18 protein-coding genes and 1 tRNA gene are annotated in these 19919 nt (G+C 58.9%); 10 read left to right on the forward strand and 9 right to left on the reverse strand.

The genetic code is table 11. The annotated features are described in order from the left end of the window. Positions 1–218, forward strand: a 218-nt coding sequence (locus ABID12_RS04575; RefSeq protein WP_354433301.1) for an ATP-binding protein, incomplete at its 5' end; no start/stop codon positions are given. A gap of 769 nt (positions 219–987) precedes the next feature. On the opposite strand, the gene ABID12_RS04580 is transcribed toward ABID12_RS04575, so the two are convergent. Then, on the reverse strand, positions 988–1203 hold the full coding sequence (locus ABID12_RS04580; RefSeq protein ID WP_024708202.1) for a cold-shock protein: 216 nt from the start codon (positions 1201–1203) through the stop codon (positions 988–990). A 578-nt stretch (positions 1204–1781) separates the two neighbouring features. On the opposite strand from ABID12_RS04580, the gene ABID12_RS04585 reads away from it, so the two are divergent. Beyond that, entirely contained in the window at positions 1782–2894 is a 1113-nt protein-coding gene (locus ABID12_RS04585; protein WP_354433302.1) for a DUF1176 domain-containing protein, read from the forward strand. 291 nt (positions 2895–3185) lie between these two features. Here ABID12_RS04585 and ABID12_RS04590 read toward each other — a convergent pair whose 3' ends face one another. From ABID12_RS04590 to ABID12_RS04605, 4 genes are all read right to left on the reverse strand, one after another. Further along, positions 3186–4253: a PQQ-dependent sugar dehydrogenase gene (locus ABID12_RS04590; RefSeq protein WP_354433595.1), complete on the reverse strand. Its 1068-nt coding sequence runs from the start codon at positions 4251–4253 to the stop codon at positions 3186–3188. A 339-nt stretch (positions 4254–4592) separates the two neighbouring features. Further along, complete coding sequence (locus ABID12_RS04595; protein WP_354433303.1) at positions 4593–5153, reverse strand: DUF4865 family protein; 561 nt, start codon at positions 5151–5153, stop codon at positions 4593–4595. Beyond that, on the reverse strand, positions 5150–5455 hold the full coding sequence (locus ABID12_RS04600; RefSeq protein ID WP_354433304.1) for a cupin domain-containing protein: 306 nt from the start codon (positions 5453–5455) through the stop codon (positions 5150–5152). The genes ABID12_RS04595 and ABID12_RS04600 overlap by 4 nt, the downstream gene beginning before the upstream one ends. Beyond that, positions 5452–5853, reverse strand: coding sequence for a tautomerase family protein (locus ABID12_RS04605; protein ID WP_354433305.1), 402 nt, complete (start codon positions 5851–5853; stop codon positions 5452–5454). The genes ABID12_RS04600 and ABID12_RS04605 overlap by 4 nt, the downstream gene beginning before the upstream one ends. A 105-nt stretch (positions 5854–5958) precedes the next feature. On the opposite strand from ABID12_RS04605, the gene ABID12_RS04610 reads away from it, so the two are divergent. Next, positions 5959–6861, forward strand: coding sequence for a LysR substrate-binding domain-containing protein (locus ABID12_RS04610; RefSeq protein WP_354433306.1), 903 nt, complete (start codon positions 5959–5961; stop codon positions 6859–6861). Between the two features lie 253 nt (positions 6862–7114). Here the strand turns inward: ABID12_RS04610 and ABID12_RS04615 are convergent, their stop codons facing one another. Continuing rightward, a complete protein-coding gene (locus ABID12_RS04615; protein ID WP_354433307.1) occupies positions 7115–7987 on the reverse strand; it encodes a LysR family transcriptional regulator in 873 nt (290 codons plus the stop codon). A gap of 138 nt (positions 7988–8125) precedes the next feature. Here ABID12_RS04615 and ABID12_RS04620 point away from each other — a divergent pair, with 138 nt between their 5' ends. Continuing rightward, positions 8126–9241 carry an MBL fold metallo-hydrolase gene (locus tag ABID12_RS04620; RefSeq protein WP_354433308.1) on the forward strand — a complete coding sequence of 372 codons (1116 nt, stop codon included), beginning with the start codon at positions 8126–8128 and terminating at the stop codon, positions 9239–9241. A gap of 192 nt (positions 9242–9433) precedes the next feature. On the opposite strand, the gene ABID12_RS04625 is transcribed toward ABID12_RS04620, so the two are convergent. Next, positions 9434–9510, reverse strand: a tRNA-Arg gene (locus ABID12_RS04625). 431 nt (positions 9511–9941) lie between these two features. Between ABID12_RS04625 and chvE (ABID12_RS04630) the strand changes: the two genes are divergently transcribed. The 4 genes from chvE (ABID12_RS04630) (at position 9942) to mmsB (ending at position 15297) form a co-directional block, all read left to right on the forward strand. Further along, positions 9942–11015 carry a multiple monosaccharide ABC transporter substrate-binding protein gene (gene chvE, locus ABID12_RS04630; protein WP_354433309.1) on the forward strand — a complete coding sequence of 358 codons (1074 nt, stop codon included), beginning with the start codon at positions 9942–9944 and terminating at the stop codon, positions 11013–11015. Between the two features lie 403 nt (positions 11016–11418). Further along, entirely contained in the window at positions 11419–12492 is a 1074-nt protein-coding gene (gene chvE / locus ABID12_RS04635; RefSeq protein ID WP_106310122.1) for a multiple monosaccharide ABC transporter substrate-binding protein, read from the forward strand. A 78-nt stretch (positions 12493–12570) separates the two neighbouring features. Continuing rightward, positions 12571–14091 carry a multiple monosaccharide ABC transporter ATP-binding protein gene (gene mmsA / locus ABID12_RS04640; RefSeq protein ID WP_354433310.1) on the forward strand — a complete coding sequence of 507 codons (1521 nt, stop codon included), beginning with the start codon at positions 12571–12573 and terminating at the stop codon, positions 14089–14091. Between the two features lie 12 nt (positions 14092–14103). After that, entirely contained in the window at positions 14104–15297 is a 1194-nt protein-coding gene (gene mmsB, locus ABID12_RS04645) for a multiple monosaccharide ABC transporter permease (protein ID WP_106310345.1), read from the forward strand. Between the two features lie 447 nt (positions 15298–15744). Here mmsB and ABID12_RS04650 read toward each other — a convergent pair whose 3' ends face one another. Further along, positions 15745–16770 (reverse strand): LacI family DNA-binding transcriptional regulator, encoded by a 1026-nt coding sequence (locus tag ABID12_RS04650; protein ID WP_354433311.1) that lies wholly within the window; start codon positions 16768–16770, stop codon positions 15745–15747. Between the two features lie 368 nt (positions 16771–17138). Here ABID12_RS04650 and ABID12_RS04655 point away from each other — a divergent pair, with 368 nt between their 5' ends. Together ABID12_RS04655 and ABID12_RS04660 are read left to right on the forward strand one after the other, a co-directional pair. Next, positions 17139–18206, forward strand: a complete 1068-nt coding sequence (locus ABID12_RS04655) for an ABC transporter ATP-binding protein (protein ID WP_354433312.1) — start codon at positions 17139–17141, stop codon at positions 18204–18206. A gap of 8 nt (positions 18207–18214) precedes the next feature. Next, positions 18215–18586: a DUF4186 domain-containing protein gene (locus ABID12_RS04660; protein ID WP_354433313.1), complete on the forward strand. Its 372-nt coding sequence runs from the start codon at positions 18215–18217 to the stop codon at positions 18584–18586. 11 nt (positions 18587–18597) lie between these two features. Here the strand turns inward: ABID12_RS04660 and glcF are convergent, their stop codons facing one another. Further along, on the reverse strand, positions 18598–19914 hold the full coding sequence (gene glcF, locus ABID12_RS04665; protein WP_354433314.1) for a glycolate oxidase subunit GlcF: 1317 nt from the start codon (positions 19912–19914) through the stop codon (positions 18598–18600). Between the last annotated feature and the right edge of the window lie 5 nt (positions 19915–19919).

Here is a 19919-nt window from a genome sequence, read left to right on the forward strand (position 1 = left end):
CCGGCGCGGAACTGCTGTTCGAGTTGATCTCGCAACGCTATGAGCGGGGTGCCACCCTGATCACCAGTAATCTGCCCTTTGACGAATGGACCGAAATTCTGGGATCCGAGCGTCTGACCGGCGCTCTGCTCGATCGCGTCACGCACCATGTCAACATTCTCGAAATGAACGGCGACAGTTACCGTCTCGCCCAAAGCCGCGCCCGAAAGGCCGGCTGAAACCCTTCAGAAAATCGCAACGCAGGCATGAGACCCCCGCTCGGGCTACGCCCTCCCGCGGCCCTCATGCCTGCGTCCAAAGTGGCCGACTTTTGCTCCGCCCCGCGGCCGGTTTTTACACCGCCGTTGACATCCGCAAGCAATCACGGTTTTGCCTCCTTCCCCGCCGTCATTCCGGCCTTGAGCCGGAATCTAGTAAGGGCCAAGTCCTTGCGCGCAAAGACTCTTTCTGAAAGCGCATAGCAAGCGGCCCTGGATACCGGCTCAAGGCCGGTATGACGAAAAAATTTGGGAATAGCTCTGTCAGCAGTCTGAACCCGGTCGAAAGGCCGGGTTTTTTATGTTCGGACTTGGTGGTGGCCGTAAGAAGGACGCGCCCATAGCGAGGAGGCACGGCAGCGGGACATGTGCGGACAGGATCTTGCTCGAGAAGCGGGATGACAATCAGGTTGCCGGCATTGCCAGCTTGCTTTCTTGGAGGCACAGCAGCGCAGTCAGAAACAAAGACATGCAGCAGTGTGCTCAAGGGGCGGCCATTCAAACCCGGCCAAAAGTCAGGGGCGGCATGCAAAACCCCGCCCGCCGCGATAGCGAGCCAGGCACAGTACAAAGACGTAACCGTATCGCCCGAACTGAGACAGCGGCACAATGAAAAAACAAAAGAAAACCCAGGCGCGGCCGAAAGACGCGCCTGAATCTGTTCACTGTGACCAGAAGGCTGCCGCCTTCGGTCCTATCCGGCTTCAAGGAAGACCGGAGGGAACAGAGACTATTCCGTGACCTGCAGATTGACCGCTTTCGGGCCCTTGCCACGGCGGTCGGGCTCGGTATCGTAGCTGACTTTCTGATTTTCCGTCAGCCCGGTCAGGCCCGAGGACTGCACGGCGGAGATGTGGACGAAAATGTCCGCGCCGCCATTGTCCGGCTTGATAAAGCCGTAGCCCTTGTCAGTGTTGAAGAATTTCACGGTGCCAGTTTCGGCCATGCTTCAAGGTCCTTTTCTCACCGCCCCGCTTGCACAAATGGGCGGATATTCCAATGCTCGTTTGCCCTTGTGGGCAGCGCAGGCGTTTCTCGAATTGTTAAGGAAAGGTACCTTTATTACCGCGGCCTTCTGTCGCCTGGACACGTTTACAGGCCAAATCCTACAAGGGCCGCCCGGAAAATTAGCGTTTCCGACGCGCATCAGATTATATGGTCTTCCCGTGCTCGCAAAATGCCCGAACGCGATCAGAATGCGGTTTTTACACGACTTTGGCAAGCGAAACTTTGAGGCTTTGTGAAAAGTCGTGTCGATGCAGGGGCATGTCCTGTATTCATGCTGACTAACGGATACTGTGGCAAGAACATCGATCATGGATATACTGGCGCCACTATCCTCCTGTTTTAGGCCGCCGGGGACACGATGGCGGCAGGCATTGGTGCGTTGTTTTGCAGGGGATCGGGCCAGGCCTAGCTTTTTGACCCGAAGCTGGTGTAGGAGCGTGGTGCCGGCGAAGCCTCCGGGCGAGAGCGCGCGCCGGCGGTGCGCAATGACATATGATGAAATTCCGGGAGATGCCCATGCGTCGACACATATCATTGAGGATTGCTGCACCTGCCTTGCTCGCGCTCGCATTGTCCAGCCTGCCTGCCGGCGCTTTTGAATATCGTCAGGTCGGGGGATGGGCCGTCAGCTGCAACAACGCCTATGTCTGCACGATCTCGCTCAATCCGCAGGCGGCCCAGGACGAGGATGCGGCGCTGGCGGCCATTCAGTGGCACAGAACGGCCAATCCTTCAGCGCCGCTCACCCTCAGCCTGCCGTCTCCGCCCGGCTTCTTCCAGAGAGGCGATGACGACGGGCAGTTCACGATCAGCGTTGACGGAGAGGAAGCCTTTGCGGTCGGTGTCGACGATCTGATCCGGGACGAGGCTGTCGGCACGTTCGGCGTCAACAATCCCGATGCGCTCCCGCAACTGTTTGCGAAGATGGCGCACGGTCAATCTGCAACGATTGCCTATAGCGGCGATCTGGGAGCGTTTTCGACGACGATTGCACTGGATGGGCTTCTTGACAGTGCGCGCTTCGTCGATGACCTGCAGGGGCGCAAGGACCGGACGGACGCGCTGGCCGACAAGGGCGACATTGCACCGCCCGAGGATATTCGGGTGTGGTCAATCAATAGCTACGCGCAATTGCCGGAATCGATCCTGCGCAATCTGTCCGACGCGGAAAGTGCCTGTTACACCGACGAGGCGCATCTCGATCAGGCCGATGCCTTTGCCTTTGCGACCGGGGCCAGCACGATTATGCTTCTGCCCTGCGGCCCGTCGGGGGCCTATAATCAGCCCTACCAGCTCTATGTCGGCAAGGATCAGGAATTTCGTCGCGCCGAATTCCCGAATGTCAGCGAAGCCGGCATCACGGTTCTCGATACGGTCTACAACGTCAATTTCGATCTGGAAAACCGCAAGCTTTCATCCGTCTATCTCGGACGCGGTCTTGGCGATTGCGGGCTGGCGCACTACTGGAGCCTCGACGCAAAGGCGACCGGCAACCCGCTGGTGCTGACCCATGAGCGCGCCAAGAGCGCGTGTGACGGCAGTGATGTCGGTGCCGCCAAGTGGCCGGTGACATGGCGCTCGGATATCGGGGGCGACGCTAATGAAGCCGACACAACGGCGGACAAATAGGCTCAGTCCCTGAAGGGCTGCTAGAGCCCTTCAGTTTTATATGGAATCGTTCTGCGGCAAGGAATTTGCGCCGGGATCAAGGGCTTTGGCGCAGGGCATAGCCGAAGCTATGTCCAAGCCGAAGACCGCCGGTAATGGCGCAAATTCATGCCGCCCTTCAGGGTTTGCCGAAACCGGCCCTCCACTTTGTCGAAGCCCTTCGCCATAGCTATGGCTATGCCGCGCGGGCTTCTTCGCGTGGAATGACCGGTTTGGGCAAACAGAACTGCTTCCATATAAACCTGAAGGGCTCTACGGCCGATATATTCGCAGCAAGCCCCCGTCGGGCTCGTCGGTGGTTACGAGAACGGCGCCGTCCGGCGCAATCTTGACGTCGCGCAGCCGGCCGAATTCGCCGGCAAAGAGGCGGTTTTCCGCCGTCGGCATGCCGTTTTCGTCCACCGCGATATGGGCGAGAAGCTGGTCCTTCAGCGCGGTGACGAGAAAGTCGCCGTCCCATTCGGGAAACATCTTGCCGCGATAGACGGCAATGGCGCCGGGTGCGATCGACGGGTCCCAGTAATAAAGCGGCTGCTCCAGCCCTTCGGCATGGGTGCCCTGACCGATCTTTGCGCCGGAATAGTGCACGCCATAGGAAATTTCGGGCCAGCCGTAATTGGCGCCTGCTTCGGGTGTATTGATTTCATCGCCGCCGCGCGCGCCGTGTTCGACGGTGTAGAGCGTGCCGGTTTCCGGGTCGGTGGTGATGCCCTGGGGATTGCGGTGGCCGATTGACCAGATTTCAGGCTGCGCCGCGCCCGAGCCTGCGAAGGGATTGTCCGCCGGCGCGCCGCCATCGGGGCGGATCCTGAGAATTGAGCCTGCATGGTCGCTGCCGTCCTGAGCCCGGTTGCTTTCTCCTCGGTCGCCGATGCCGAAGAACAGATTGCCTTCGCGATCGAATGCGATCCGGGAGCCGAAATGCCGGTTGGTTCCGGAAAGGCGGTTCATGACGAAAATCTGTTCGACGGCTTGAAGACTGGCCTGACGGCGGTTCAGCTGCGCGCGGAAGACGGCGGTTCCCTGACCTCCGTTTCCGGAAACGGATGCGGTGAAGTAGATGGTGTCGTTGGTCGCAAAATCGGGATCAAGCGCCACATCCAGAAGGCCGCCCTGACCGGCGGCGTAAAAGTCGGGAAGGCCGGAAACGGCGCGTATCGTGCCATCGGCGGTGACGATGTTCAGCCGGCCCGGCCTTTCGCTGACAAGATAGGCGCCGTCTTCCAGCGGTTCGACGGACCAGGGATGCGCCAGCCCGGAAGCAATCTCCTCCACGGCAAGCGGTGGCATCTGTGCGCTGGCAACGAAAGCAGGCAGCATCCCGCCGAGTGTAGCGACAATGGCGAACAGTCGGATTCCGATAAGCGAGGCTTTCACAGGCGTCCTCCCCGGGCAAAACGTGAGTGGTGTTGTCCTGTTCAAAAAGCTAGGGCCTGCACGCGCATCAGCAAGGGGTGGTTGTCACACAAGATCGTGAGCCGTTGTCAACGCAAGCGAAGACGGGAAGGAACGCGGCGGTTTTCGGGGCGCAAACGACGTGCCGGATATTCGGGTTTTGCAGAAAAACGGCACGCCGCGTGACGTTTTGAACGATGTCCACGCTATAGGCGCCTGCAAACAGGCTTCCGTCGGCAAATGGCCTACAGCGTCGTTGAGCATTTATTCCGGGTTCGGCAGCGATACATGCCCGACCGCGTAGATTTGCGCATTTGTCGGTTCCGGTACTGTCGGCCAGAGGCAGAACTGCAATTGCCGCCATGCGCCTGGATCAAAGGCCGTGATGACGGCGAGCGCGCCTTTATCAAGGGCGGCCTGGGCCTCTCCGCAGGCGGCCTTACGCGTGTCGGCAAGGTTGGAATAAGGTGCAATCGGCAGGATCTGCCGCGTTGCAAAGCGGGCTGCTGCAAGGTCCGGGCCGAGATCGGCTTGCCAGATCAGCCATGTTGCGACCGATGGCCAGCCGAAATCCCGTGTCAGCGTGGCAAAGCCGGGGCTGGACAGAAAACTGTCTATCCCTTCCGGCTCGTCCCAGAGATAGAAGGGGGCGTAAAGGTTTTCACTGCTTGAAAAGCCGGCGTCCTTCTTTCTCGCCGACAGATACGCCTTGAAGCGCAAGCGGGGAAAACCATCGAGCAACGGACCTTTGTCGCGGATACGCCGATCGATGATCGTCATGTCGTAATCGGCCGGCAAGGTGAAACTGTATTGCATCGCGATCATTGCTGAAAACCTTTCTGATTGACGGGGCCGAACCATGCGACCGCCGTTCCGTTCTTCACCGGTTGGACACTGAGATAGCTGAAGGGGCATGCCGGCGATGCACCGTGCCAATGGGTCGCGACGCCCGGCGGCACGAAAGCACGCATCGCCGTCATTTTGCCCTCCGTGCGGCTTGACAGCAGCATCTGCACCAGAAACGAGCCGCTTGCGATATCATCGGGCGCGGCGACAATTCCGGCGCCGGCGCGATGGATATGCATCATGGACGGGCAGCGTTCCTGCATGTCGAAAGCCGTGCTCATCGGCGCGCTTCCTCAGGCAGCGCGGTGGCGGAAACGCCGGATGCGAAAGACCAGTCTTCCATGGTCGAATTGACGATGGAGACCATCACGTCTTCCGGCCGGACGCCCGGAGACGCCGCTAGGTTTTCGACCAGTCGACGGTAGAAACGCGCCCTGGTTTCCGGCGAGCGCATCTTGCCGGTGGTGATCTGGAAAAAGATATAGTCGTCCGAACGCGGCCCGCCATTATAATTTCGATCGAAAATGAGTTCGCCGGGCAGGTGCTGGTGGATGGCAGCGAAACGGTCCTTCTCGGGAACCTCGAAACAATCGACAAGCGCACGGTCGAGGCTGTCGGATACGGCGGCGAGATAATCCGGCGACTTGCCGGCCAGAAGAGAAATGCGGGTGAACGGCATATGTGGGCTCCATCAAATGTGATTGACAGGCACAGTATGACGCGGCACGATCATCCTGATAATCAGATTATTCAGGATTTAATATCCTGTTTTTCAGGAAAGAGGATGCGTTTTACCAATCTCGATATGGATGCGCTGCGCAGTTTTGTCGCTGGCATTGAGGCCGGCTCCTTCGCGCAGGCCGCCGACCGGCTCGGCCGCTCGACATCGGCGGTGAGTGCGCAACTGAAGAAGCTGGAGGAGCAGACGGGCACCGAACTCGTGCGCCGTTCGGGGCGCGGGCTGGTCCCGACGGATGGCGGCGAGGTGCTTCTTTCCTACGCCCGACGGCTTCTCAATCTGAATGACGAGGCGGTCGGTGCGGTTCGAAGCCCGGAACTTGAGGGCTGGGTTCGTCTCGGCATTCAGGAGGATTTCGGCGAGACCGTCTTGCCGGAGGTGCTCGGTCGCTTTGCCCGGGCGCATCCCAAAGTCCGGATCGAGGGCCGCATAGGCAGAAACAGCGAATTACGGGAAAAGATTGCCTCAGGTCATCTCGACCTGGCGCTTGTCTGGGATGACGGGGCTTCGTCGGATGCCGAAAGGATCGCCGCACTGCCGCTGTGCTGGCTCGGTTCCGCACAGGAGGAACCGCTTTGGCAAGCAGCGCGAAACGAGCCGCTGCCACTTGTCACGCTGGAGGCGCCGTGCCTGCTTCGCACGCTCGCCTGCAATCGCCTCGACAGCGAAGGTCTTGCCTGGCGCATTGCCTTCGTAAGCCCAAGCCTGAGCGGGCTTTGGGCGGCAACGGCGGCGGGTCTCGGGGTCGCGCTGCGCACACCGTTCGTCCGGTCTGCGGACGTGCGCGTGCTGGATGCACTCCAGCATGGCCTGCCCGAACTGCCGTCACTGGGCCTGAGCCTCCTGCGTCCCGCAAGGACCGAAAGTTCAGCGAGCCGCCATCTCGCAACGATTATCCGCCAGGCGCTTCACGACACACTGCCGGAAGCATGGATGTCACAGCCGTGACTGACATACGGCTCACCAGTCGCAACGAAACGCAAATCCGGCATAGTCCGCCGTTATGCAATATCGTCCCCACTGGATTTCAGTAAGCCTGTTGATTGCACCGTTGCACAAAGCAGCCGACGAAGGTGTGCTCCGTGCAACCGGGCAATGTTTGAAGGTCTGGAATGGGCGGTGAAACGGACCGTCGGGTTTCGGCGGGAGGTTTAGCGAAAGCTGCCGTTCGCAATTTTCGATATGTGCTGAATGCGGTCGGCTAATCGTCGGGGTCCAGAAGGTGTGAGTTCCGGTCGAATGCCTCGATCAATGCGTCCATCGTGGCGCGCATTCGGGGCATCTTGCGGAGGTCGGTATGGATGCCCATCCAGATTTCACGTCTGAGGTCGGGTAGGTCTTTTCGAACCCGCATGAGCCGCGCGTCATGGTCCGCACGGAAGCGGGGCAACAGACCTATTCCGCCGCCATTGCAGACGGCCTGGTATTGGACGTTACGGTTGTTGGAGCGGAGCCCGATCCTCAATTCAGGAAAGTGTTCCACGATTCGCCGCGCTTCGGGCAGATGCGATTGATCCTGTAGAACGGTCACGATCTGTGGCGCAGGATTTTCCTTGAAACCGGACGCGTCTGCCGCCTGATAATAGGCAAGGGCCAGCGATCCGATCTTGCGCTCGACAATGAGCTCGCCCTCAAACCGTCTCGTCCTGATGGCGATGTCGGCCTCTCGCCGTGACAGATTAAGGGATTGTTGGGAGGGAACGAGCTCGAAGGACACGCCGGGATTTTCACGCTGCAGTCTCACCAGGGCGGGGGTAACCAAATCGCCTCCGAACATGTCGAGGGTCGTCACCCGAACAACTCCGTCAAGGTGAACATCGCTTGCATTGATCAGGAGTTCGGCGCCCAGCATTTCTTCTTCTACTCTTTCGGCCTTGATGAGGATCTGTTCGCCGAGCGGCGTCAGCAAGAAACCATCCGGGGTTCTGATCAGAAGCCTGGCGCCGGTCGATTTCTCCATTGCTGCCAGTCTGCGCCCCATGGTGGGCTGGGTCACGCCAAGCGCGCGCGCCGCTGCCGAAAGACTACCGTGCCTGGCGATGGCGAGAAAATTTTGCAGGTGGTCCCATTCCATATGTCATATCCATGCGAAAACGCATGGACCATAGTCGATTTTCGCCAATTTCGAAAGACTTTCGTTTGCCGTAAGTTTCCAGTCACACCAAGCCAAGTGTTGGTCGTCAGCTTTGAGTGAACCTGAAAGGTAGATATTATGTCATTGAAAATAGAAACATACGTGCCTGAAAACGCAATCTTCCCGATCGCCTCCACCTTGATCTACGGCGACAGGGAGGTGGTTCTCGTCAACGGACAGTTTCAGGCCTCCAGGGCGCGCGAACTGGTTGAGCGCATCCAGGCAACAGGGCGAGAACTGACAACGATTTTCGTATCGCACAGCGACCCTGACTATTATTTCGCTCTCGATACGTTGCGCGCTGCATTTCCGGCCGTCAAAATCGTGGCGACCCCGCAGACCGCCTGGCTGATTGAAGCAACCAAGAATGACAAGCTGGCGGTTTGGAAAGATCAGCTTGGGGATGATCTTCCGCAAGAGTTGATCACGCCGGACGCCTTCACAGGAAACATAGAGATCGAAGGCGAGGTCGTGGAAGTCCGTCAGGCCAGCGACGATCCATCCCATATCTTCCTGTGGGTTCCCGCATTGAAAACAGCATTGGGCGGGATTTCGGTCTTCACCGGAGCGCACCCGTGGCTGGCCGACACGACCGATCTGGCGGCGGTCGATCAATGGATTTCGCGACTTGAAGATATTGCCGCCCTCGCGCCGGAAAAGGTTATCGGCGGGCATATTATCGGCGCATATTCGGATTCACCCGAAATTGTGGCCTTCCTGACCGGTTATCTGCGTGACTGGCGTGCGGCCGCGGCGAATGCCAAGTCCTCCAGCGAGATCATTGACCCGATGGCTGCCAAATATTCTGACCTTCCGGCACGAGAGTTTCTGGACATGGGGGCGAAAGCCTTCGTCGGCGAAATCCCGTGGGAGGTCGCCCAGCTTTATCCGTTCGTCGGGCACAAGGCGAAGGCCGACTTTGGCGACTTTGCCTTCCAGCTGGACTTCAAGGATCACCGTCAAATGACATTCACGGACCTGACCGGCGCCTTCGGCGGTATCAGCGATACGGTGAATTACACCGCCGTATCCATCCGGCCGGGTGTGTTCATGGTTTACTGGTCCGAGCCAAACAGCACGGGTGCCAACGTGACCCATGTACAGGACATTGCCCAGGGCATCCTCTACACCAACATCGCCGGCACTGATGGCTCTTTCACCAATCTGAAGGGCAAGCTGAGCTTGCTGGACTAACAGTTCAAAGCCATCGCAGGGGCGGGCTCACCTTGCCCGTCTCTGTATGAGGCCTGGACTACAGACCGAGTTGTGAGGCCATCAAAGGCTCCCAAAAGGGAAACAACGACTGTATTGAAAATAAAGGGTAATCAGTTGCAACATGGCGCAACACGACTTTAGATACTGTGTCGTCCACGTTTTTGATTTGATTGGCGCGCCCGACAGGATTCGAACCTGTGACCTTTGGAATCGGAATCCAACACTCTATCCAGCTGAGCTACGGGCGCCCTCGCAGGCCGGCTTGCGCCGTCTGCTTCGCGGGGTTGTTTAGCGCAGCTTGCCGCGTGCATCAATCTTAAAAACAGTCGAGTCTTTGAAAAAGCGGGGACGACGGCGGCAAACGACTTCTATGTGCGATCGGTGGATACCGGAGGTACTAAACTAAAGTTTAAGTAATTGAATACGAACATAAGCGCGTGGCCGTGAAAAGCTCATATCTGCCAAAATCTTACCGTCCTGTCATTTCGACATATAGCAGAATTGGTATATCTGCTTCGGTGTTCTCAATTTGACAGCTCATGCCTCTTCTACCAACCTCCAACCGCGATCTGCCCCTTGCAAATTGCTTCGTATCAGCCCGCCGGGAGGGCGGAGGCCGCCTGAGGGGTTCCGGCGCAAGGGCAGACGAAACGCACGTTTCGTGAATTGGGAGAGAGAAATGAAACTGGTAGTATCTGCACTGGCCGTTGCGGCAATGGCCGTGACAAGTTTTGCCGTGCCGGCCTTTGCACAGGACAAGGGCACGATCGGTATCGCGATGCCGACGAAATCATCGGCTCGGTGGATTTCCGATGGTGAATCCATGGTCCGGCAGTTCGAGGAGGCGGGTTACAATACCGACCTTCAGTATGCCGAGGATAATATTCCCAACCAGCTGTCGCAGATCGAAAACATGATCACCAAGGGTGTTGACGCGCTGGTTGTCGCCTCGATTGACGGCACCACGCTTTCCAACGCGCTTGCCAACGCGGCCGCCGCCGGTATTCCGGTTGTTGCCTATGACCGTCTGATCCGCGAAAGCGGCGATGTCGACTATTATGCGACCTTCGACAATTTCCAGGTCGGCGTTCAGCAGGGATCCAGCCTCGTCAAGGGGCTCGAGGAGCGCTTCCCGGAAGAAGAAACCTGGAATGTCGAGCTGTTCGGCGGTTCGCCGGACGACAACAATGCCTATTATTTCTACGACGGCGCCATGTCGGTGCTGCAGCCGCTGATCGATGAAGGCAAGATCGACATCGTTTCCGGTCAGATGGGCATGAACCAGGTCGGCACGTTGCGCTGGGACGGTGCCGTTGCCCAGGCCCGCATGGATAACCTGCTTTCGGCCAACTACACCAATGAAACCATCCACGGTGTGCTTTCCCCCTATGATGGTCTTTCCATCGGTATCCTGTCGTCGCTGAAGGGCGTCGGTTATGGCTCGGACGATCAGAAAATGCCGATCGTGACCGGTCAGGATGCCGAGCTTCCCTCGATCAAGTCGATCAATATGGGTGAGCAGTATTCCACCGTGTTCAAGGACACCCGTGAGCTGGCCCGTGTCACCGTCGGCATGGTTCAGGCGCTGCTTGAAGGTGGTGAGCCGGAAATCAACGACACCGAAACCTATGACAACGGCGTCAAGGTCGTGCCGTCCTACCTGCTTTCGCCGGTCGCCATCGACAGCTCCAACTGGGAAGAGATCCTGGTCGATCAGGCCGGCTATTACACGCTCGAAGAAATTCAGAACTGAGATTGAACTGAGCGATATGAAAGGCGGGGTTTTCATTCCGCCTTTCAGTATTTTTCGATCTTTGAGAAAGCGTAAGGTTACAGAATAAACAGACTGATGAATTTGAATTCGATATTGTTTCGGGTTCAAATTCATTCGTATGTATAATTTTGTTTTATGATGATTTTTTCATTTTTATACAGTGCGTTTGTATGCATTGTGAATAACTATTCAATCGAATAAATTTATTTGACTTACGTTACTCAAGTTGTATCGTCATCATGTCCGCTGTGACCGGAACGGCAATTGCCGGGTGTCTTGCGGAAAGAGCCGGAAAGGTGCGTCGGCATTGTGTCCGGCGGATTTTTACGTTTCTGAGGACAGGCCGGAACAAGAGGTTACGGCCGCCAAATGGGAGAGAGACATGAAAAGCGTTATCTCTATGCTTGCTGCCGCAGGCGTGGTCGCTGCGGCACTTGCAGCGCCTGCGATCGCGGCAGATAAGGGCTATGTCGGTATTGCCATGCCGACCAAGGGGCTCGACCGCTGGAACAAGGACGGTGCGTCCATGGTGCAGCAGTTCGAGGAGGCCGGTTACAAGACCGACCTTCAATATGCGGAAAACGAAATTCCCGCACAGCTTTCGCAGGTTGAAAACATGATCACCAAGGGCGTCGACGTCCTCGTGATCGCCGCGATCGATGGTGGTTCGATGACAGCGCCGCTGGCCAATGCCGCCGCTGCCGGTATTCCGGTCATTGCCTATGACCGGCTGATCCTGAACACGCCGAATGTCGATTATTATGCCACTTTCGATAATTTTCAGGTGGGCGTCATCCAGGGCAACAGCCTTGTGGAAGGCCTGAAAAGCCGTTTCCCCGACGTTCATCCCTGGAATGTCGAACTGTTCGGTGGTTCGCCCGACGACAATAACGCCTACTTCTTCTACAACGGCGCGATGTCTGTGATCCAGCCGCTGATCGATTCCGGCGATATCGTGGTGCCGTCCGGCCAGATGGGCATGGACAAGATCGGTACGCTGAACTGGTCCAACGCTGCTGCGCAGGCCCGTATGGATAACCTGCTGTCGGCCTACTATACGCAGGAGCCGCTGCACGGCGTCTATGCCTCCAATGATGACCTGGCCATGGGCGCAATCTCCTCGCTGAGAAGCCTCGGTTATGGTTCGGGCGATATGCCGATGCCGATCATTACCGGTCAGGATTCGAACCTGCCCAACGTGAAGGCGATCATCGAAGGCCTGCAGTATTCCTCGATCTTCAAGGATACCCGCAAGCTGGCCGAAGTCACCGTCGATATGGTCGAGGCGATTTCCGAAGGCAAGGAACCGGAAATCAACGACACCTCGACCTATGACAATGGTGAGAAGGTCGTGCCGTCCTATCTGCTGGAACCGGTCGCCGTGACCCAGGACAACTGGAAGCAGATCCTGGTCGACGACAGCGGCTACTACACCATGCAGCAGATCGAAGAATAACCCCGAGAGTTTGCGCAAGGGCTGCCGCCGGCCTGAACGGTCGGCGGCGGTGCCGGGCGCCAGCCGGGTGAGGGTGTCATGACAACATTGCTCGAAATGAAAAAAATCACAAAGACCTTTCCGGGCGTGAAAGCGTTGAGTGATGTCGATCTCGCTGTCGAGGAAGGTGAAATTCACGCGCTTGTGGGCGAAAACGGTGCCGGGAAATCGACACTGATGAAGGTGCTCTCAGGCGTCTATCCCCATGGCAGTTACGAGGGCGAAATCCACTATGACGGCGAACTGGCGTCGTTCGCCAATATCGCCGACAGCGAAAAGAAGGGCATTATCATTATCCATCAGGAACTGGCCCTGGTTCCGCAATTGTCGATCGCCGAAAATATCTTTCTCGGCAACGAGGTCGCCAGGTCCGGCGTGATCAGCTGGCCGGATACCTATCAGCGTACGGAAGGCCTTTTGAAGAAGGTCGGGCTGAGTGATCCGCCTGCCACGCTCGTGGAAAAGATCGGCGTCGGCAAGCAGCAACTGGTCGAAATCGCCAAGGCGCTTTCCAAGGATGTGCGGCTTCTGATCCTCGACGAGCCGACTGCCGCACTTTCCGAAAGCGACAGCGCCAAGCTTTTGAGCCTGCTGCTGGAACTCAAGCAGCAGGGCATTACCTCGATCCTGATTTCCCACAAGCTGAACGAGGTCGAACAGATCGCGGACACGATCACGGTGCTGCGCGACGGGTCGTCGGTTGCCAATATCGACTGCCGCGAGGAAGAGGTCAGCGAGGCCAGCATCATTCAGGCCATGGTCGGCCGTGCGATGGAAAACCGCTACCCCGAAAGGGAACGCAAGATCGGCGAGGAACTGCTGTCGGTCAAAAACTGGACCGTCTGGCATCCCGAACAGGCCGATCGCAAGGTGATCAAGGGTGTCGATTTCAACGTCCACGCCGGCGAGATTGTCGGCATTGCCGGCCTGATGGGTTCCGGGCGCACCGAGCTTGCCATGAGCGTTTTCGGCCACAGCTACGGCCGCAACATCTCGGGCGAAGTCACGCTTGGCGGACAGAAAGTCGATGTCTCGACGGTGCCGAAGGCGATCTTTGCAGGCCTGGCCTATGTGACCGAAGACCGCAAGGCGCTGGGGCTGGTGCTCGATGAGCCGATCACCAAGAATGTCACGCTCGCAAACCTTCCGGGTGTGTCCAAATATGGCGTTTTGAACACGGCAGAGGAAACCAAGACGTCGGAATATTATCGCAAGGCGATGAATATCCGCACGCCGACGGTGGCCCAGAGGGTGGTGAACCTTTCCGGCGGCAACCAGCAGAAGGTTGTCCTGTCCAAATGGCTGTTCACCCAGCCCGACGTGCTCATTATGGATGAGCCGACGCGCGGTATCGATGTTGGCGCGAAGTTCGAGATCTACAGCCTGATGAACCAGCTTGCAGCCGAAGGCCGCGGGGTGGTGATGATCTCGTCGGAAATGCCGGAACTGCTCGGCATGTGCGACCGCATCTACGTTATGAACGAGGGGGCATTGGTGGGAGAGCTGGACGCCGAAGAGGCGAGCCAGGAACGCATCATGTCCTTCATTGTCAGAAAATAGAAAGAGATGACGATGAGTACTCCTGAGGAAAATGCAGGCCAGAGCAAACCCTCGATCCGCTCTTACCTGACCCTTCGAATGCGCGACTACGGCATCCTGCTTGCCCTGATCGTCATTATCGCGTTCTTCCAGATCGTGACCGACGGCGTGTTGATGCGTCCGGTCAATATCACCAACCTGTTCCTCCAGAACAGCTATGTCATCATCATGGCGCTTGGCATGCTGATGATCATCGTGGCCGGGCATATCGACCTGTCCGTCGGCTCCATCGTCGGTTTCATCGGTGCGCTTGCGGCGGTGATGATCGTGCAGTGGCACCTGCCGGTTCTGGTGGCCATTCCTGCCTGTATCCTGGCGGGCATGCTGATCGGCGCCTGGCAAGGCTATTGGGTGGCCTATTGGAAAATCCCGTCCTTCATCGTGACGCTGGCGGGCATGCTGATCTTCCGCGGGCTGTCGCTGTGGCTGTTGAACGGCCAGTCCGTCGGGCCTTTCCCGTCCGGCTTCCAACTGCTGTCCACGGGTTTCGTTCCGGATATCTTCGGGGTCGGACGCCCGAACATGACGGCGCTTGCCGCCGGCATCATCGCCGCTGCCGCAATCGTCTATCTCGCCTGGCGTGCCCGTTCGCGCAATGTCGCCTACGGCATCGAGGATGAACCCTATTCCTTCTTCCTCGGCCGCAACATCATCGTGGCTGCGGTTCTGGTGTTCGTCTCGTGGAAGCTTGCATCCTTCCGCGGTCTGCCGAATGTTCTGGTCTCCATGGCCATCCTGACGGTGATCTATACCTTCATCACCGAAAGCACGACATTCGGTCGACGCGTTTACGCCATCGGCGGCAATGAAAAGGCGGCAGCGCTTTCCGGTATCAATACCAGACGGCTGAACTTCATCGTCTTCGTCAATATGGGCATGCTGGCAGCCCTTGCCGGTCTCGTCTTCGCAGCCCGCCTCAACATCGCGACGCCGAAGGCCGGTAACGGCTTCGAGCTGGACGTGATCGCGGCCGTCTTCATCGGCGGTGCGTCGATGTCGGGTGGCGTGGGCAAGATCGTCGGCGCGGTTGTCGGTGCCTTCATCATGGGCATCATGAACAACGGCATGTCGATCATGGGTATCGGCATCGACTACCAGCAGGTCATCAAGGGCCTCGTCCTGCTCGCAGCCGTCGTCTTCGACGTCTACAACAAGAACAAGGCCTGACGGCGAAAGCCATGGTCTGACAATCCAAAGGGGCAGGGCGGTTTCCGCTCTGCCCCTTTGTTTTCGCCTTGCAGGTCAATCCGACGTGACCGCTCGGTCAAGCTTTCACAATTCGGTTCTGCCCGCGTTGAGGAAGCAGGCTTTGGAAAACGTTGCTTCTGCGACCGGGTTTGGCAGGCGAATTGCGCTCAGTTCCGGCACGGCAGAGCGCGATCGATCTGCGAAATGAAGCCCAGTATGACGCCGGTTTCGCGAGCAAACTGTACGGAACCTCCATTGCGAGCCGAAAACGCAATCCCTCCTTATGCGCATGCTCGAATGGTTGATTTGGTGATCGTTTTACCCCGTATGTGCAATACTTCCCGAAACGGAGGGCGTAGGCGCGGGTCGAGCCTGTCGATAGAATATATCGCCGCGTGGGAAACCCGGCAAGGACGGCGAAGGGGCTCAGTTTCCGCTGACCGACCGGCAGGACGAGCGCACGATCAGCCGGGCCGGCAGTCGCTGGAGCCGTGGTGACCCGGCGCGGGCGGTAGCGCTTTCTGCCTCCAGCCGCTCGACCAACATGTCGGCTGCGGTTTCGGCGATTGCCGGAATGTCCTGATCAAGCGAGGTGATCTCGGGATCGAAGCCAGCTGAATGGTGCAGCCCGTCAAAGGAAATCAGCGAGACGTCATCCGGCGCCTTTAGCCCCATGGAGCGCAGCCCCAGCAATATGCCGCGGGTTTGCGCCGTATCGACGGTGACGATTGCTGTCGGCCGCTTTGGTCGCGACATCAGGTCCTGAGCGGCGCGGAAGGCCTGGTCCTCGCGCTCGTGGTTGGTATAGATGTAATCGTCGGAGACCGGATATCCGGCCTCTGCCATCGCCGTGCGGATCCCCGCCAACCGCTCATCGGAAGCCGAAATGCCGGTGCGCCCGGCAATGACGGCGATATTGCGATGGCCAAGCTGCAGCAGATGGTGGGCGATCAGCCGAGCGCCGAGTGCATTGTCGTCGACGACACAGTCGAACGGCGCGCCCGCAACGACGCGGTCGACAACCACCGTCGGGCACTTGATCGCCGATAGGATGTTTTGGGCATAGTTTGCGCCACGGCAGGTCGGCAACAGCACCAAGCCCGCCACCTGATGATCGTTCATGCGGGCAATATCGGCAAGCTCGCGCACCGGATCATCGCCATTTGAGGCGAAAAACGTTGAATAGCCCTTGTCGGACAATACCTGCTGAACGCTACGGGCGATGCCGGCGGCATATGGCGCGGCGATATCGGGCACCAGCAGACCGATCTGGCGCGAGCGGCCACTGCGCAAATTGCGGGCAACCGGGTTGGGGACATAGCCGACCGCCGCGATGGCGGCATTGACGCGTGCGCGCAAAGTTGCGCTGACCGGCGCGCTGTCATTGATCGTGGCCGACACGGTTGTCACCGAAACCCCGGCGGCCTTCGCTACATCCTTGATTGTCGCCATGTTTCTCCGCGCTCCAATGCCCTCTATTTAAGGGCTTGTTCGGCAATAGCCAGCGTTTTCGGAGACCTTGGCTGATCGGAAACCGGCCGCAGCGCTGTTTCAGCCGCTGCAGCCGTTTCCTGACCCTTGAAACCATCCCCGGCACATTTCATGTGCCGGGGCGGGCCGCACCCATCCCGGACCGCAGTTTTTTTGCTCGCACTGCTTGTCCGGTAGACATGTAACGGCAATCCTCCCGGATTGGTTTCCGATTCGCTAAAATTTAATTCTGCTGCCTTTCTTGATCCCGCATTGCGTCATGCAATTTCATCATTCGCCAAAATGCGCTAATGCGGTCGCAGGAAAGCGCCCCGGAGGAAAGAAAAACAATGGCCAGTCTCACGCTGCGCGACATCGTCAAGAAATACGGTCAACGCCAGGTCATCCACGGTCTCGATCTTGACATTGCCGATGGCGAATTCGTTGTCCTCGTCGGCCCGTCCGGTTGCGGCAAGTCAACGCTGCTCAGGATGATTTCGGGGCTGGAGGAGATCACCGGCGGTGAGGTGCTGGTCAACGGCGTGGTTGCCAACAAGATGCAGCCGCGCCAGCGCAACATTGCCATGGTGTTTCAGGATTTCGCGCTCTATCCGCATATGAGCGTGCGCAAGAACATGGCGTTTGCATTGCGCATGGCCGGTATCTCGCGCGCCGAGCGGGATGCCGCCGTCGAGCGCGCGGCCGAGATGCTGGGCCTGACCCCGGAGCTGGAGCGCTATCCGAGCGAGCTGTCCGGCGGCCAGAAGCAGCGCGTTGCCATGGGCCGGGCGCTGGTGCGCAATCCGGAAGCCTTCCTGTTCGACGAGCCGCTGTCGAACCTTGACGCCAAGCTCCGCGCCCAGATGCGCGCCGAAATCAAGGCGCTGCACCGCAGGCTCGAGACGACGATGATCTATGTGACCCATGATCAGATGGAAGCCATGACCATGGGCGAGCGTATCGTGCTGATGCGTGCCGGCGTGATCGAACAGGTCGGAACCCCGCTTGAGCTCTATGATCGGCCGCAGAACGTTTTCGTCGCAGGCTTTATCGGTGCGCCGGGCATGAACCTCATTGAAGGCATGGTCGAGGAAAAGGACGGTGCACCGGTGCTGCGCAGCAAGGGCGGCGCGCTCTGGCCGCTGCCGGCGCTTCCCGCAGTGCAGGCCGGGGCTGCGATCACCATCGGCGTGCGGCCCGAACACGTGGCGTTTTCCGAGGCAGGGACCGGAGCCGTGATCGAGTTTACCGAGACCACCGGCTCCGAAACCCATGCGACAATGACGGCGGGCGGCGATCAGGTGCTGCTGCTGACCCCGGAGCGCGTTCCCTATGAGCGTCATCAACCGGTGACGATTACCTTCGATGCCGAACGGATGCACATCTTCGACACGGAAAGCGGCGCAAGACTGAACTGAGGCGCAAGATGATCCGTCGTGACCTCGACCCGCTTTTCGATCGGCTGTCGCATTCGAGGTTCAGAAGCCGTTTTGCGCTTTCGGCCAAAGACAGGGCCTATGCCGCGGCAAAAGGCCGGGCGGAGGTGAATGCCCATGCGGAGGATTTTATCCGCAAGCGGCTGGCCCCCGCCGCACCGGCCAATGACGGAAAACAGACGCCGATGCGTGGCCATCCGGCCTTTGTCGCCCAGCATGCCACGGCCACCTGCTGCCGGGGCTGCCTGATGAAATGGCACGGTATCGATGAGGGTCGGGCGCTTGATGAAGACGAGATCGCCTATGTGGTTTCGGTGCTGGACCGCTGGATCGTCAGCCAGATGTCGCCTGGCAGCGACTGACGCGGGCTGCGTTAGGCGGAATGTTTCAGCGCTTTCAGTTTTTCGGGCTTCTCGCCGCCATAGGCCCAGTCCAGCAGTTCCACCGTATGCAGGATCGGCACGGCGGTGCCCGAGGCAATCTGGGTGATGCAGCCGATATTGCCGGTGGCGATGACATCCGGTTTCACAGCTTCGATATTCTTCACCTTGCGGGATTTGAGCTTGGCGGAAATTTCCGGCTGCATGATGTTGTAGGTGCCCGCCGAGCCGCAGCACAGATGGCCTTCCGCCGGCTCGCGCACGGTAAAGCCGGCTGCTTCCAGCAGCAGTTTCGGGCCGGCCTTGATCTGCTGGCCATGCTGCATCGAGCAGGCGGAGTGATAGGCGACGGTCATGTCCTTGCGCTGCTGTTCGGCAAGGTCGAGCGTGGTCAGATATTCGGTGATGTCCTTGGCCAGCGCGGAGACCCTTTCGGCCTTTTCGGCATAGGCGGGATCGCGCGCCAGCATGTGGCCGTAATCCTTGATGGTGGTGCCGCAGCCCGATGCGGTGATGATGATGGCATCGAGCCCGCCGGCATCGATTTCACGACACCAGACATCGACATTGCGCCGGGCTTCAGAAAGCGCCTGTTCCTCGCGGCCCATATGGTGGACCAGCGAACCGCAACAGCCTTCGCCCTCCGGCACCACCACTTCGATGCCGAGCCGGGTCAGAAGCCGGACTGTTGCCTCGTTGATCGCCGGGTCGAGCACCGATTGGGCGCAGCCGGTCAGCAGCGCCACGCGGCCGCGTTTTTCGGCGCTTGCCGCATGGGTGGCGGGCTTTGAAACGGAAGATGCGGGCGGCAGGCGCGCCGGCGCCAGTTTCAGCATCGCCTCGAACGGTTTCAGGGCGGCAACGCGGCCGAAAAGCCCCGCAAACGGCCGCCCGAGCCTTGCCAGCGAAAGTGCCGCGCGGAAACGGGCGGGATAGGGCAGGACCGCCGCCAGAACAGCGCGGGTGAAGCGGTTCATGAACGGCCGCTTGTAGGTCTCTTCGATATGGGCACGGGCATGGTCGACCAGATGCATGTAATCGACGCCCGAGGGACAGGTGGTCACACAGGACAGGCAGGATAGACAGCGGTCGATATGGGTGACCACTTCCTCATCCGCCGGCCGGCCGTTTTCCAGCATATCCTTGATTAGATAGATGCGCCCGCGCGGGCTGTCCAGTTCGTTGCCGAGCGTCACATAGGTCGGGCAGGTCGCCGTGCAGAAGCCGCAATGCACGCATTTGCGCAGGATGGATTCGGCTTCGGCGACCTTCGGATCGGCGAGCTGTTCGTCTGAAAAACGGGTCTGCATGGCGG

The sequence above is a fragment of the Martelella mangrovi genome, from assembly GCF_040545495.1.
Classification (GTDB): domain Bacteria; phylum Pseudomonadota; class Alphaproteobacteria; order Rhizobiales; family Rhizobiaceae; genus Martelella; species Martelella mangrovi.